The sequence below is a fragment of the Pseudomonas sp. ADAK7 genome, assembly GCF_012935675.1.
Taxonomy (GTDB): domain Bacteria; phylum Pseudomonadota; class Gammaproteobacteria; order Pseudomonadales; family Pseudomonadaceae; genus Aquipseudomonas.
In genome coordinates, this window is record NZ_CP052861.1 from 5,790,647 (window position 1) to 5,803,877 (window position 13,231).

The 13,231-nt window shown below is 59.3% G+C and carries 15 protein-coding genes; all 15 read left to right on the forward strand.

Annotation, left to right across the window (positions count from 1 at the left end):
• Nucleotides 1-12: 12 nt before the first annotated feature.
• The 15 genes from iscU to der all read left to right on the forward strand — a co-directional run bounded on the left by iscU (nucleotide 13) and on the right by der (nucleotide 13,121).
• Complete coding sequence (iscU, locus tag HKK53_RS26675; RefSeq protein ID WP_003443374.1) at nucleotides 13-399, forward strand: Fe-S cluster assembly scaffold IscU; 387 nt, start codon at nucleotides 13-15, stop codon at nucleotides 397-399.
• 34 nt (nucleotides 400-433) lie between these two features.
• Nucleotides 434-757, forward strand: coding sequence for an iron-sulfur cluster assembly protein IscA (iscA, locus tag HKK53_RS26680; protein WP_054045385.1), 324 nt, complete (start codon nucleotides 434-436; stop codon nucleotides 755-757).
• Between the two features lie 8 nt (nucleotides 758-765).
• Nucleotides 766-1,287, forward strand: a complete 522-nt coding sequence (gene hscB, locus HKK53_RS26685; protein ID WP_123410227.1) for a co-chaperone HscB — start codon at nucleotides 766-768, stop codon at nucleotides 1,285-1,287.
• 51 nt (nucleotides 1,288-1,338) lie between these two features.
• The gene (hscA, locus tag HKK53_RS26690) at nucleotides 1,339-3,201 is read left to right on the forward strand and encodes a Fe-S protein assembly chaperone HscA (protein ID WP_169373236.1); all 1,863 of its coding nucleotides are present in this window, start codon (nucleotides 1,339-1,341) and stop codon (nucleotides 3,199-3,201) included.
• Between the two features lie 3 nt (nucleotides 3,202-3,204).
• Nucleotides 3,205-3,546 (forward strand): ISC system 2Fe-2S type ferredoxin, encoded by a 342-nt coding sequence (gene fdx, locus HKK53_RS26695; RefSeq protein ID WP_123410229.1) that lies wholly within the window; start codon nucleotides 3,205-3,207, stop codon nucleotides 3,544-3,546.
• Nucleotides 3,547-3,560: 14 nt separating this feature from the next.
• On the forward strand, nucleotides 3,561-3,761 hold the full coding sequence (gene iscX, locus HKK53_RS26700; RefSeq protein ID WP_169373237.1) for a Fe-S cluster assembly protein IscX: 201 nt from the start codon (nucleotides 3,561-3,563) through the stop codon (nucleotides 3,759-3,761).
• Between the two features lie 92 nt (nucleotides 3,762-3,853).
• Nucleotides 3,854-4,279 (forward strand): nucleoside-diphosphate kinase, encoded by a 426-nt coding sequence (gene ndk / locus HKK53_RS26705; RefSeq protein ID WP_042560926.1) that lies wholly within the window; start codon nucleotides 3,854-3,856, stop codon nucleotides 4,277-4,279.
• A gap of 28 nt (nucleotides 4,280-4,307) precedes the next feature.
• Nucleotides 4,308-5,456 carry a 23S rRNA (adenine(2503)-C(2))-methyltransferase RlmN gene (gene rlmN, locus HKK53_RS26710; RefSeq protein WP_169373238.1) on the forward strand — a complete coding sequence of 383 codons (1,149 nt, stop codon included), beginning with the start codon at nucleotides 4,308-4,310 and terminating at the stop codon, nucleotides 5,454-5,456.
• 13 nt (nucleotides 5,457-5,469) lie between these two features.
• Complete coding sequence (pilW, locus tag HKK53_RS26715; RefSeq protein WP_149658076.1) at nucleotides 5,470-6,228, forward strand: type IV pilus biogenesis/stability protein PilW; 759 nt, start codon at nucleotides 5,470-5,472, stop codon at nucleotides 6,226-6,228.
• Nucleotides 6,228-7,259, forward strand: a complete 1,032-nt coding sequence (locus tag HKK53_RS26720; RefSeq protein WP_169373239.1) for a RodZ domain-containing protein — start codon at nucleotides 6,228-6,230, stop codon at nucleotides 7,257-7,259. The genes pilW and HKK53_RS26720 overlap by 1 nt, the downstream gene beginning before the upstream one ends.
• 3 nt (nucleotides 7,260-7,262) lie before the next feature.
• On the forward strand, nucleotides 7,263-8,372 hold the full coding sequence (gene ispG / locus HKK53_RS26725) for a flavodoxin-dependent (E)-4-hydroxy-3-methylbut-2-enyl-diphosphate synthase (RefSeq protein ID WP_169373240.1): 1,110 nt from the start codon (nucleotides 7,263-7,265) through the stop codon (nucleotides 8,370-8,372).
• A gap of 23 nt (nucleotides 8,373-8,395) precedes the next feature.
• Nucleotides 8,396-9,685 (forward strand): histidine--tRNA ligase, encoded by a 1,290-nt coding sequence (hisS, locus tag HKK53_RS26730; RefSeq protein WP_123410235.1) that lies wholly within the window; start codon nucleotides 8,396-8,398, stop codon nucleotides 9,683-9,685.
• Between the two features lie 40 nt (nucleotides 9,686-9,725).
• The gene (locus HKK53_RS26735; protein WP_169373241.1) at nucleotides 9,726-10,367 is read left to right on the forward strand and encodes a tetratricopeptide repeat protein; all 642 of its coding nucleotides are present in this window, start codon (nucleotides 9,726-9,728) and stop codon (nucleotides 10,365-10,367) included.
• The gene (gene bamB, locus HKK53_RS26740; RefSeq protein WP_169373242.1) at nucleotides 10,360-11,511 is read left to right on the forward strand and encodes an outer membrane protein assembly factor BamB; all 1,152 of its coding nucleotides are present in this window, start codon (nucleotides 10,360-10,362) and stop codon (nucleotides 11,509-11,511) included. Before HKK53_RS26735 ends, bamB begins: the two co-directional genes overlap by 8 nt.
• A 140-nt stretch (nucleotides 11,512-11,651) precedes the next feature.
• The gene (gene der, locus HKK53_RS26745) at nucleotides 11,652-13,121 is read left to right on the forward strand and encodes a ribosome biogenesis GTPase Der (protein WP_008147761.1); all 1,470 of its coding nucleotides are present in this window, start codon (nucleotides 11,652-11,654) and stop codon (nucleotides 13,119-13,121) included.
• Nucleotides 13,122-13,231 lie beyond the last annotated feature (110 nt).

The window sequence follows — 13,231 nt, forward strand, 5'->3', positions numbered from 1 at the left end:
GGATTAAGAATCATGGCTTACAGCGAAAAGGTCATCGACCACTACGAAAACCCGCGCAACGTCGGCAAGATGGACGCGGAAGACCCGGATGTCGGCACTGGCATGGTCGGCGCTCCGGCGTGCGGCGACGTGATGCGCCTGCAGATCAAGGTTAACGAGCAAGGCATCATCGAAGACGCCAAGTTCAAGACCTACGGTTGCGGTTCGGCTATCGCCTCCAGCTCCCTGGCGACCGAGTGGATGAAAGGCAAGACTCTGGATGAAGCAGAGACCATCAAGAACACTCAGCTGGCCGAAGAACTGGCCTTGCCGCCAGTAAAAATTCACTGCTCCGTACTCGCTGAAGACGCTATCAAAGCGGCCGTTCGCGACTACAAGCAGAAGAAAGGCTTGATCTGACTTTCAAGATTTGGCGACGAGTAAGGAGTCACCGATGGCTATCAGCATGACAGAAGCGGCAGCTCAACACGTGCGACGCTCCCTCAACGGGCGCGGCAAAGGTGAAGGGATTCGTCTGGGTGTTCGCACCACAGGCTGTTCCGGCCTTGCCTACGTGCTGGAGTTCGTCGACGAGGTGGTTGCAGAGGATCAGGTGTTCGAAAGTCACGGCGAGAAAGTGATCATCGACCCGAAAAGCCTCTCATACCTGGACGGCACCGAGCTCGATTTCGTCAAGGAAGGGTTGAACGAAGGCTTCAAGTTCAACAATCCCAACGTACGCGGTGAATGTGGCTGCGGCGAAAGCTTCAACATCTGAGGCTGCGCGTGGGTACTCCTTGTCATTTCGCTTTATTTGAACTGCAGCCGAGCTTCCGTCTGGATCTCGAGCAGTTGGCCACGCGCTATCGTGAGTTGGCGCGCGGTGTTCATCCGGACCGCTTCGCCGACGCTTCCGAGCGCGAGCAGCGGCTGGCGCTCGAGCAATCCGCGAACCTCAACGAGGCCTACCAGACGCTCAAGAATCCCCCGAAGCGCGCGCGTTACTTGCTCGCCATGGGTGGTCGTGAGTTGCCGCTGGAGGTCACGGTGCACGATCCGGAGTTTCTTCTGCAGCAGATGCAATGGCGCGAAGAACTCGAAGACCTGCAAGACAGCGCCGACCTGGCCGGCATTGCCGTGTTCAAGCGTCGCTTGAAGGTTGCGCAGGATGAGCTGAACGAAAGCTTCGCAGCCTGTTGGGATGACGCAGCGCAACGTGAGCAGGCCGAACGCCTGATGCGGCGCATGCAGTTCCTCGACAAGCTCACCTACGAAGTGCGCCAGTTAGAAGAGCGCCTCGACGATTAACCCAGTGCCGCTCCGGTCGCACGCCTGATATACAGATAAGTCCTGATTACGATGGCCCTACTGCAGATCGCCGAACCCGGCCAAAGTCCTCAACCGCACCAGCGTCGTCTGGCTGTGGGGATCGACTTGGGCACTACCAATTCGCTGGTCGCTGCATTGCGCAGTGGTCTTTCCGAGCCTCTGGCCGACGCCAACGGTCAGGTCATCCTGCCGTCCGCCGTGCGCTATCACGCCGATCGCGTCGAGGTTGGCGAATCCGCCAAGCTGTCCGCCGCTACCGATCCCTTGAACACCGTGCTGTCGGTCAAGCGCTTGATGGGTCGTGGTCTGTCCGACGTCAAGCAATTGGGCGACCAACTGCCATACCGCTTTGTCGGTGGCGAGTCGCACATGCCGTTCATCGACACCGTGCAAGGTCCGAAAAGCCCGGTCGAAGTCTCCGCCGAAATCCTCAAGGTGCTGCGTCAGCGCGCCGAGGCCACGTTGGGTGGCGAATTGGTCGGCGCGGTGATTACCGTTCCGGCCTATTTCGACGACGCTCAACGTCAAGCCACCAAGGATGCGGCCAAACTGGCCGGTCTGAATGTGTTGCGTTTGCTCAATGAGCCGACCGCAGCTGCCGTGGCTTACGGTCTGGATCAACACGCTGAAGGCCTGGTTGCTATTTATGACCTGGGCGGCGGTACTTTCGATATTTCGATTCTGCGCCTGACCGGCGGTGTCTTCGAAGTGCTGGCCACCGGGGGCGACAGTGCCTTGGGCGGCGATGACTTCGATCACGCGATTGCTGGCTGGATCATCGAGAGCGCCGGTTTGTCCGCCGACCTCGATCCGGGTGCGCAACGTCATCTGCTGCAAGCCGCCTGCGCGGCCAAAGAAGCGCTGACTACGGTCGTAAGCGTCGAAGTGGCTTACGGCGACTGGAAAGCTCAACTCACCCGCGAAGCCTTCGATGCGCTGATCGAGCCGATGGTTGCCCGCAGCCTGAAAGCTTGTCGCCGTGCCGTGCGTGATTCCGGCATCGAGTTGGAAGACGTTCACGCTGTGGTCATGGTCGGCGGTTCGACCCGTGTACCTCGTGTTCGCGATGCCGTCGCCGAAGCCTTTGGTCGCCAACCGCTGACCGAAATCGACCCGGATCAAGTGGTGGCCATCGGTGCCGCGATCCAGGCCGATACCCTGGCTGGCAACAAGCGCGATGGCGGCGAACTGCTGCTGCTCGACGTGATTCCGTTGTCCCTGGGGCTGGAAACCATGGGCGGCCTGATGGAGAAGGTGATTCCGCGTAACACCACCATCCCCGTCGCCCGCGCCCAGGACTTCACCACCTATAAAGATGGCCAGTCGGCCATGGCGATCCACGTGTTGCAGGGCGAGCGCGAGCTGATCAGCGACTGCCGTTCCCTGGCACGCTTCGAATTGCGCGGTATTCCGGCGATGGTGGCCGGTGCGGCGAAAATTCGCGTGACCTTCCAGGTCGATGCCGACGGTCTGCTCAGCGTTGCCGCCCGCGAACTGGGTTCGGGCGTTGAAGCCAGCATCCAGGTCAAGCCGTCCTACGGCCTGACCGACGGTGAAATCACCAAGATGCTCAAGGATTCGTTCGAATACGCCAACGACGACAAAGTCGCCCGCGTATTGCGCGAGCAGCAAGTCGATGCCCAGCGCCTGATCGAAGCGGTGCAGGGCGCCCTCGATGTCGACGGCGAACGCCTGCTCGACGCCGAAGAGCGCATGGTCATCGAGTTGCAGATGCAGGAACTGACCGAATTGATGAAAGGCACCGATGGTTTTGCCATCGAGCAGCAGACCAAGCGTCTGTCGCAAGTGACCGACGCCTTTGCTGCCCGCCGCCTGGACTCGACGGTGAAAGCCGCGCTGGCGGGGCGCAACCTGAATGAAATCGAGGAATAACTGATGCCGCAGATCATTTTTCTGCCTCACGCCGAACATTGCCCGGACGGAATGGTTGTCGAGGCTGAAACCGGTAAGTCCATTCTCGAAGTGGCCCATGACAACCATATCGAGATGGAAAGTGCCTGTGGCGGCGTTTGTGCCTGCACCACTTGCCACTGCATCGTTCGCGAAGGTTTCAACTCGCTCGAAGAAGCCGATGAGCTGGAAGAAGACTTTCTTGATCGGGCCTGGGGCCTTGAGCCGCAATCTCGTCTAGGCTGTCAGGCGATCGTCGGGACTGAAGACCTGACCGTTGAAATTCCGAAATACTCGCTCAACCATGCAGCCGAAGCGCCGCACTGATTCAAGGAAGTGACATGAGTCTGAAATGGGTTGATGTGCTGGAAATCGCGATCCAACTGGCTGAAACCAAGCCGGATGTGGATCCGCGTTACGTGAACTTCGTCGAACTGCACCAGTGGGTGCTGGCATTGCCGGAGTTCAGTGATGATCCGACCCGCGGTGGCGAGAAGGTGCTTGAAGCCATTCAGGCCGCCTGGATCGAAGAAGCAGACTGAGTCTGCACCGTACGCAGTTAGGCAATACCCAAGAACCCGCGTATAATTCGCGGGTTTAATTTTTCACAAATTACCGTTTCTGGAGTTACACCATGGCTGTTCAACGTACTTTCTCCATCATCAAGCCTGACGCAGTTGCAAAAAACGTTATCGGCGAGATCACTACTCGTTTTGAAAAAGCTGGCCTGCGCGTTGTAGCTTCGAAACTGAAGCAACTGTCCAAAGCCGAAGCTGAAGGCTTCTACGCTGAGCACAGCGCTCGTGGTTTCTTCGGCGACCTGGTTTCCTTCATGATCTCCGGTCCGGTTGTCGTTCAGGTTCTGGAAGGCGAAAACGCTATCGCTCTGAACCGTGAGCTGATGGGCGCTACCAACCCTAAAGAAGCTGCTGCCGGCACCATCCGCGCTGACTTCGCTGATTCCATCGACGCCAACGCTGTACACGGTTCGGACTCCGAAGCCGCTGCTGCTCGCGAAATCTCGTACTTCTTCGCAGCTACTGAAGTAACCACTCGCTAAGCATTGGCTTATGAGTGAAGGTGAATCCATGACTACATCGACTGTAAAAACTAACCTGCTGGGTCTGACTCAGCTGGAAATGGAAAAATTCTTCGACTCAATCGGGGAGAAGCGTTTCCGTGCCGGTCAGGTAATGAAATGGATTCACCACCTTGGCGTCGATGATTTCGACGCCATGACGAACGTCAGCAAAGCCTTGCGCGACAAGCTCAAGGTGATTGCTGAAGTTCGTGGTCCTGAAGTCGTCAGCGAGGACATTTCCACCGACGGCACCCGTAAATGGGTGGTGCGTGTGGCGTCCGGCAGCTGCGTCGAGACCGTCTATATTCCCCAGGGCAAGCGCGGCACTCTGTGCGTTTCGTCCCAGGCAGGCTGTGCCCTGGATTGCAGTTTCTGCTCCACTGGCAAGCAAGGTTTCAACAGCAACCTCACCGCCGCCGAAGTCATCGGCCAGGTGTGGATCGCCAATAAATCGTTCGGCAGCATCCCGGCGACCGCCGACCGTGCCATCACCAACGTGGTGATGATGGGCATGGGTGAGCCGCTGCTGAACTTCGACAACGTCGTGGCCGCCATGCATCTGATGATGGATGACCTGGGCTACGGGATCTCCAAGCGCCGCGTAACCCTGTCCACTTCGGGCGTGGTGCCGATGATCGATGAGCTGTCCAAGCACATCGACGTGTCCCTGGCGTTGTCGCTGCACGCACCGAATGACGCATTGCGTAACCAATTGGTGCCGATCAACAAGAAATATCCGCTTAAGATGCTGCTCGAATCTTGCCAGCGCTACATGGCGACCTTGGGCGAGAAGCGTGTGTTGACCATTGAGTACACCATGCTCAAGGACATCAACGACAAGGTTGAGCATGCGGTCGAGATGATCGAGTTGCTCAAGAACGTCCCGTGCAAGATCAACCTGATTCCGTTTAACCCGTTCCCGCATTCCGGCTATGAGCGTCCGAGCAACAACGCCATTCGCCGTTTCCAGGATCAGCTTCACCATGCCGGCTTCAATGTCACCGTCCGCACCACCCGTGGTGAAGACATCGACGCCGCGTGTGGCCAATTGGTAGGACAGGTGCTGGATCGCACCCGTCGCAGCGAACGTTATATCGCGGTGCGTGAATTGAGCGCCGAAAACGATCTGGCGCAAAACGCAGCGAACAACAACTAAAGAGAGGATCTCTATGTCCCTGCGCTTTGCGCTGCTTGTGCTGTTGGCCAGCCTCTGTGCTGGTTGTGTCCTGTCGGGCGATTTCAACCCGATGAAGACCAGCAAGGGCCGCGATGAAGCGCGTGTCGCCTACGTGCAACTGGGGCTGGGGTACTTGCAGCAAGGGATGACCGAGCGGGCGAAGGTGCCATTGAAAAAGGCCCTGGACCTGGACGATTCCGACCCTGACGCCAACGCGGCGTTGGGTCTGGTGTTCCAGGCCGAGATGGAGCCGGAGCTGGCCGACCAGCATTTTCGCAAGGCGCTGTCCTCCCGTCCCGGCGATGCACGCATCCTGAACAACTACGGCAGTTTTCTGTACGAAGAGAAACGTTACAAGGAAGCCTACGAGCGCTTTGAGCAAGCCGCCGCCGATACCCTGTATCCTGAGCGTTCACGGGTGTTCGAGAACCTTGGCATGACCGCTTCCAAGCTTGGTCAGCGTGACCTGGCCCAGCAGCAACTGGAAAAAGCCCTGCGTTTGAACCGCCAACAACCACGCGCATTGCTGGAAATGGCTGAGTTGTCTTACGAAGACAGGCATTATGTGCCCGCGCGTGACTATTACGACCGTTTTAGCCTGCTCACCGAACAAAATGCACGTAGTCTATTGCTCGGCGTTCGGCTGGCAAAAGTGTTTGAAGATCGCGACAAGGCCGCCAGTTTTGGCCTGCAATTAAAACGACTCTATCCCGGTACGCCGGAATATCAGCAATACCTGTCGGAGCAATGATGAAAGCGGCGCATCCCGAAGTTGTAGCAGCGAATCGCGTTAACCCCGGTGAAACATTGCGCCAGGCCCGCGAAAGCAATGGCTGGTCGCTGGCCGAAGTGGCCCTCAAGCTCAACCTCACCGTCAATTCCCTGGGTAATCTGGAAGCCGGCGCTTTCGACAAGCTGCCGGGGCATACCTTTGCTCGCGGTTACATTCGTGCGTACGCCAAATTGCTCGGCATGGACCAGACCGTTCTGGTGCAGCAATTCGACCAATCCACCGGCACCGACTCCCAAGGCAGCAACGTCCACAGCCTGGGTCGTATCGAAGAGCCGGTTCGGGTATCCCACACCATTTTGCGCATTGTCAGCCTGCTGTTGCTGATCGCGGTGATTGGCGGTGGTTTTGTCTGGTGGCAGGATCAAACCTCCTTGCGCACCAAGGACCTGGCCACGCTGGCCCCGGAACACGTAGAAGTCGAAGGCGCCGACGGCACCACCCAGATCCATCCGCTGGACGAGCCGGAAGACCAGGCTGTCGCGGAAGGTCAGACTGAAGCTGGAACCACGCTGGCGTTGCCGCAGTCCGAGACGTCGTCTGAAGCACCGGCCGAGGCTGAAGCCACCGCGCCGACTCCAGCGCCCGTCGCTCCGGCAGCAACCCCTGCCGCACCGGTTCACAACGCCGCCCCGGTAGTCGCCGCGCCAGTTGCTCCAGCGCCAGCCGCTCCAGCACCAACCGTGGCCGCACCGGTTGCACCTGCCGCCGTTGCTCCGACCGCCACTGCCGCCGCCGCTCCAGTGGCCGGTCAAGGCCAGGTGCAACTACTGTTCACCGCCGATTGCTGGACGCAAGTGACCGATGGCTCCGGCAAAGTGCTGTTGAGCGGTCTCAAGCGCAAAGGCGAAAACATTTCCGTCAGCGGCAAGCCGCCGTTTGCCGTGCGTCTGGGCTTTGCCCGTGGCGCGCAGGTCAGCTACAACGGTCAGGTGGTTGATGTCGCTCCGTTCACCAGTGGCGAGACTGCTCGCCTGAAGTTGGGTCAATAAGTCATGCACGGCGAATCTCCAATCAAACGTCGCGAATCCCGCAAGATCTGGGTCGGTAACGTGCCTGTTGGCGGCGATGCGCCCATCGCTGTGCAGAGCATGACCAACAGCGACACCAATGACGTGGCCGCCACCGTGGCCCAGATCAATCGTCTGGAAGCCGCAGGCGTCGATATCGTGCGCATTTCCGTGCCGGATATGGATGCCGCCGAAGCGTTCGGCAAGATCAAGCAATTGGTCAAGGTGCCCTTGGTGGCCGACATTCATTTCGACTACAAGATCGCGTTGCGCGTAGCCGAACTGGGCGTTGACTGCCTGCGCATCAACCCGGGCAACATCGGTCGTGAAGACCGCGTACGTGCGGTGGTCGATGCTGCCCGTGACCGCGGGATCCCGATCCGTATCGGCGTGAACGCCGGTTCCCTGGAAAAAGACCTGCAAAAGAAATACGGCGAGCCGACCCCGGCCGCGCTGGTCGAATCGGCCCTGCGTCACGTCGAGCACCTGGAACGCCTGAATTTCAGGGACTTCAAGGTCAGCGTGAAGGCGTCCGACGTGTTCATGGCCGTCGCCGCCTACCGCTTGCTGGCCAAGGAAATCGTCCAGCCGCTGCACCTGGGCATCACCGAAGCCGGTGGTTTGCGTTCAGGCACGGTGAAATCCGCCGTGGGCCTCGGTATGCTGCTCGCCGAAGGGATTGGCGATACTATTCGCATCTCGTTGGCGGCTGACCCGGTCGAGGAAGTGAAAGTCGGCTACGACATTCTCAAATCCCTGCACCTGCGGTCCCGTGGTATCAACTTCATCGCCTGCCCGAGCTGCTCGCGGCAGAACTTCGATGTGGTCAAGACCATGAACGAGCTGGAAGTGCGCCTTGAAGACCTGCTGGTGCCGCTGGATGTTGCGGTCATCGGTTGCGTGGTCAACGGGCCGGGCGAAGCCAAGGAAGCCCATATCGGCTTGACCGGCGGCACGCCAAACCTGATTTACATCGACGGCAAACCGTCGCAGAAACTGACGAATGACAATCTGGTGGATGAGCTTGAACGTTTGATCCGCCAGAAAGCGGCCGAAAAGGTCGAAGCCGACGCAGCTGTAATCGCTCGCGGCTGATCAAACGAATTTAAGGATTTTTTGTGAGCAAGTCTCTGCAAGCCATACGTGGCATGAACGACATCCTGCCCGAGCAGACGCCCCTGTGGCGTCATTTCGAGGGCACCGTCTCGCGTTTGCTGGATAACTACGGTTACAAGCAGATCCGCATGCCGATCGTCGAGTTCACCGAGCTGTTCAAGCGCTCCATCGGTGAAGTGACCGACATCGTCGAAAAAGAGATGTACACCTTCGAGGACCGCAACGGCGATTCCCTGACCCTGCGCCCTGAAGGCACGGCGGCCTGCGTGCGTGCGGTGCTCGAACACGGCATCACCGGCGGCGGCCAGGTGCAGAAACTCTGGTACATCGGCCCGATGTTCCGCCACGAACGTCCGCAGAAAGGCCGTTATCGTCAGTTCCACCAGATCGGTGTCGAAGTGTTCAACCTCGACGGTCCGGACATCGACGCCGAGCTGATCATCCTGACCTGGCGCCTGTGGGGCGAGCTGGGCATCCGTGATGCGGTCAAGCTTGAGCTCAACAGCCTGGGTACCGCTGAGTCCCGTGGTCGTTATCGCGAGGCCTTGGTCGAGTTCCTTTCGGCTCGCCTGGACAAGCTCGACGAAGACAGCCAGCGCCGTCTGAAGACCAACCCGTTGCGGGTCCTGGACACCAAGAACGCCGACACTCAAGCGGTCCTGGTCGACGCGCCGAAAATGGCCGACTACCTCGACGACGAATCCCGCGTGCACTTCGAGGGCCTCAAGGCTCGCCTCGACGCTGCCGGCATTCCTTATGTGATCAACCCGAAGCTGGTTCGCGGGCTGGATTACTACAGCAAGACCGTTTTCGAATGGGTCACCGACAAGCTGGGCGCCCAGGGCACCGTGTGTGCCGGTGGTCGTTACGATGGTCTGGTGGAGCAGATGGGCGGCAAGCCGACCCCTGGCGTTGGTTTCGCCATGGGCATCGAGCGCCTGGTGCTGCTGTTGGAAACCCTGGAGCAGATCCCGCAAGAGATCTCCCGTCAGGTCGACGTCTACCTCTGCGCCTTCGGTGAAGCCGCCGAGCTGGCCGGTCTGGCCTTGAGTGAACGTGTGCGTGACCAATTGCCCAACCTGCGCCTGCAAGTCAATGCCGGCGCCGGCAGTTTCAAAAGTCAGTTCAAGAAAGCCGACAAGAGCGGTGCGTTGTATGCGCTGATCCTCGGTGACGACGAGATGGCCCAGCAAGTGGTAGGTTTCAAACCCCTGCGTGGCCAGGGCGAACAACAAAGCATTGCCTGGGATGCGCTCGCTGCACACCTGGCCACCTGCGTCGTGCAGGGTTGAAGCTGTCAAACAGCCGATTTAGCGATTAAGGAGTATTGGGGTGTCGAGTACCGAAGACGAACAACTGGCGGATTTGAAAGACTGGTGGACACGTAACGGCAAGCCCCTGGTCACTGGCGGCCTGTTGGCGCTGGTCATCGTGTTCGGCTGGCAGGCCTTTCACAAGTATCAGAGCAATCAGTCGCAAGGCGCCTCGATTCTCTATCAGCAACTGCTGGAAACCACGCTGACGCCTGACGGCAAGCCTGACGCAGCCCGTGTTGCGGACCTGGCCGGCAAGCTCAACAGTGAGTTCGGCGGTTCTGCTTACGCGCAATACGGCAGCCTGTTCGTCGCGAAAGTCGCGGTCGACAGCGGCAAGCTGGACGACGCGGCCAGTGAGCTGAAAGCCATTGCTGACAAACCGGCCAACCCGGCGCTGGGCGAAATCGCCCGTCAGCGTCTGGCCCAGGTTCTGGCTGCACAGAACAAGGTCGAGGACGCCCTGAAACTGCTTGAAGGCGATGCCGACAAGTCGTTCCTGGCCACTCGCGAAGAACTCAAGGGCGACCTGCTGGTGCAGTTGGGTCGTACCGATGAAGCGAACACGGCGTATCAAAAAGCCAAGGCAGCACTGTCGGATGAAGCGGCAGTCGGTGGCCTACAAATCAAGCTGGACGACCTGGCCAAAGGGGATGCGTGACGTGATCCGTTGGAAACATGCAGCATTGCTGGCTCTGGCCGTTCTGGCCGCGGGTTGCAGCAGCAACAGCAAAAAAGAATTGCCGCCGGCCGAGTTGACCGACTTCAAAGAAGAAGTGGTTCTGCACAAGCAGTGGAGTCGTTCGATCGGTGACGGTCAGGGCGAAACCTACAACATGCTGGTGCCGGCCATCGATGGCGATACCATCTATGCCGCCGACGTCACGGGTGAAGTCGTGGCGATGGATCGCAGCAATGGCGACGTCAAATGGAAGAAAGATCTCGACTTGCCAGTTTCCGGCGCCGTTGGCGTGGGTTACGGTCTGCTCACGATCGGTACGCTCAAGGGTGAAATCGTTGCCCTGGACGCGACCAACGGCGAAGAGAAATGGCGCGCTCGCGTGACCAGCGAAGTCCTCGCACCGCCGGCCAACAACGGCGACGTTGTGGTGGTTCAGACTCAGGACGATCGTCTGATCGGCCTGGACGCGGCTACCGGCACCCAGCGCTGGTTGTATGACAGCACGCCAGCGGTCCTGACCCTGCGCGGCACCAGTGCGCCAGTCGTCACCAACCGCCTCGCGGTGGCTGGCCTGTCGACCGGTAAAGTGGTTGCTCTCGATATTTCCAACGGCGTGCCGGTGTGGGAACAACGGGTTGCGATCCCACAGGGTCGTTCGGAACTGGAGCGCGTAGTCGATATCGACGGCGGTCTGCTGCTGTCCGGCGAAACTCTGTACGTCGCCAGCTACCAGGGTCGCGTTGCGGCACTGGACCTGCAAAGCGGTCGTCAGCTCTGGCAGCGTGATGCTTCCAGCTATGCCGGCGTCGCCCAGGGTTTTGGCAGCGTCTACGTGAGCCTGTCTTCGGGCACCGTTGAAGGCGTCGACGAACGTTCCACCACAGCCTTGTGGAGCAACGATTCGCTGGCTCGCCGTCAACTGTCGGCTCCGGAAGTGTTCTCCAGCTACGTTGCAGTCGGCGACATGGAAGGCTACCTGCACCTGCTGAGCCAGGTGGACGGTCGTTTCGTCGGCCGCGAGCGCATCGACAGCGACGGCCTGCGCGCCCGTCCGCTGGTGGTGGGTGACACGATTTATGTGTATGGCAACAGTGGCAAACTGGAAGCCCTGACCATTAAGTAAAGATTTGACTATGCTTGGGGTTTAACCCCCAGGCGGCCTTGTTCTGCAAGGCTTGCGGCGCCTTCAAGCGCTGCCCCGAGCACCAGCCGCTGCCTCGCAGCGGCTTTTGTATTTTCTGAATTAACGAAGTGGAGAGCCGCATGGTTCCCGTAATCGCCCTGGTGGGCCGACCGAACGTCGGCAAATCCACCTTGTTCAACCGCCTGACCAGGACTCGCGACGCCATCGTCGGCGACTTGTCCGGTCTGACCCGTGATCGCCAATACGGTGAGGCCAAGTGGCAAGGGCGTTCCTACATTCTGGTCGACACCGGCGGTATCTCCGGTGACGAGCACGGTATGGACGAAAAAATGGCCGAGCAGTCGCTGCTGGCCATTGAAGAAGCCGATGTCGTTCTGTTCCTGGTAGATGCCAAGGCCGGTTTCACCGCCGCCGACCAGATGATCGCCGAGCATTTGCGCAAACGTAACAAGCGTTCCTACGTGGTTGCCAACAAGGTCGACAACATCGACCCTGAAATGGCCCGCGCCGAGTTCGCCCCGTTGGGCATGGGCCACGCGATCCCGATCGCAGGTGCCCACGGTCGTGGCATCACCCAGATGCTGGAAATCGCCCTCAGCGACTTCCCGAAAGACGATGACGAGCTGGAAGAAGGCGAAGAAGAGATCGTGGCCGAAGGCGAGGAAGCCAAGCGCATTCCTGGTCCAAGCGAAAAAGACGGGATCAAGATCGCCATCATCGGCCGCCCGAACGTCGGCAAGTCGACCCTGGTCAACCGCATGCTCGGTGAAGACCGTGTCATCGTGTATGACGAGCCCGGCACCACCCGCGACAGTATCTACATCCCGTTCGAACGTAACGACGAAAAGTACACGCTGATCGACACCGCCGGTGTGCGCAAGCGCGGCAAGATCCACGAAGAAGTTGAAAAATTCTCCGTGGTCAAAACCCTGCAAGCGATCAAAGACGCCAACGTGGTGATCTTTGTGATGGACGCCCGCGAAGGCGTGGTCGATCACGATCTTAACCTGCTGGGCTTCGCCATTGAGTCGGGTCGTGCGCTGGTGATCGCGATCAACAAGTGGGACGGCATGACGCCGAGCGAGCGCGACTTCGTGAAAGTCGAGCTGCAACGTCGGCTGTTCTTCGTTGACTACGCCGACATCCACTTCATCTCGGCCCTGCACGGCACGGGCGTGGGCAACCTCTACGCCTCCGTACAGAACTCGTTCAAGTCTGCGGTCACTCGCTGGCCAACCAACCGCCTGACCACCATTCTGGAAGATGCGGTGGGTGAGCACGCGCCGCCGATGGTCAACAACCGCCGGATCAAGCTGCGTTATGCCCACTTGGGTGGTGCCAACCCGCCGATCATCGTGATTCACGGTAACCAGATCGAGAAGGTGCCGAAGTCTTACGTGCGCTATCTGGAAAACACTTACCGTCGTGTCTTGAAGCTGGTCGGTACGCCGATCCGCATCGAGTTCAAGGGCGGCGAGAACCCGTACGAAGGTAATAAGACTTCGCTGACCGACCGTCAGGTCAACAAGAAACGCCGCATGATGTCGCACCACAAGAAAGCCGACAAAAAGCGCCGCGATAAGCGCTGATTCAGGTGAGTACCTGATCGTTCCCACGCTCCGCGTGGGAATGCATCCCGTGACGCTCTGCGCCACATACGCGTTGGACGCAGAGCGTCCATGGCTGCATTCCCACGCAG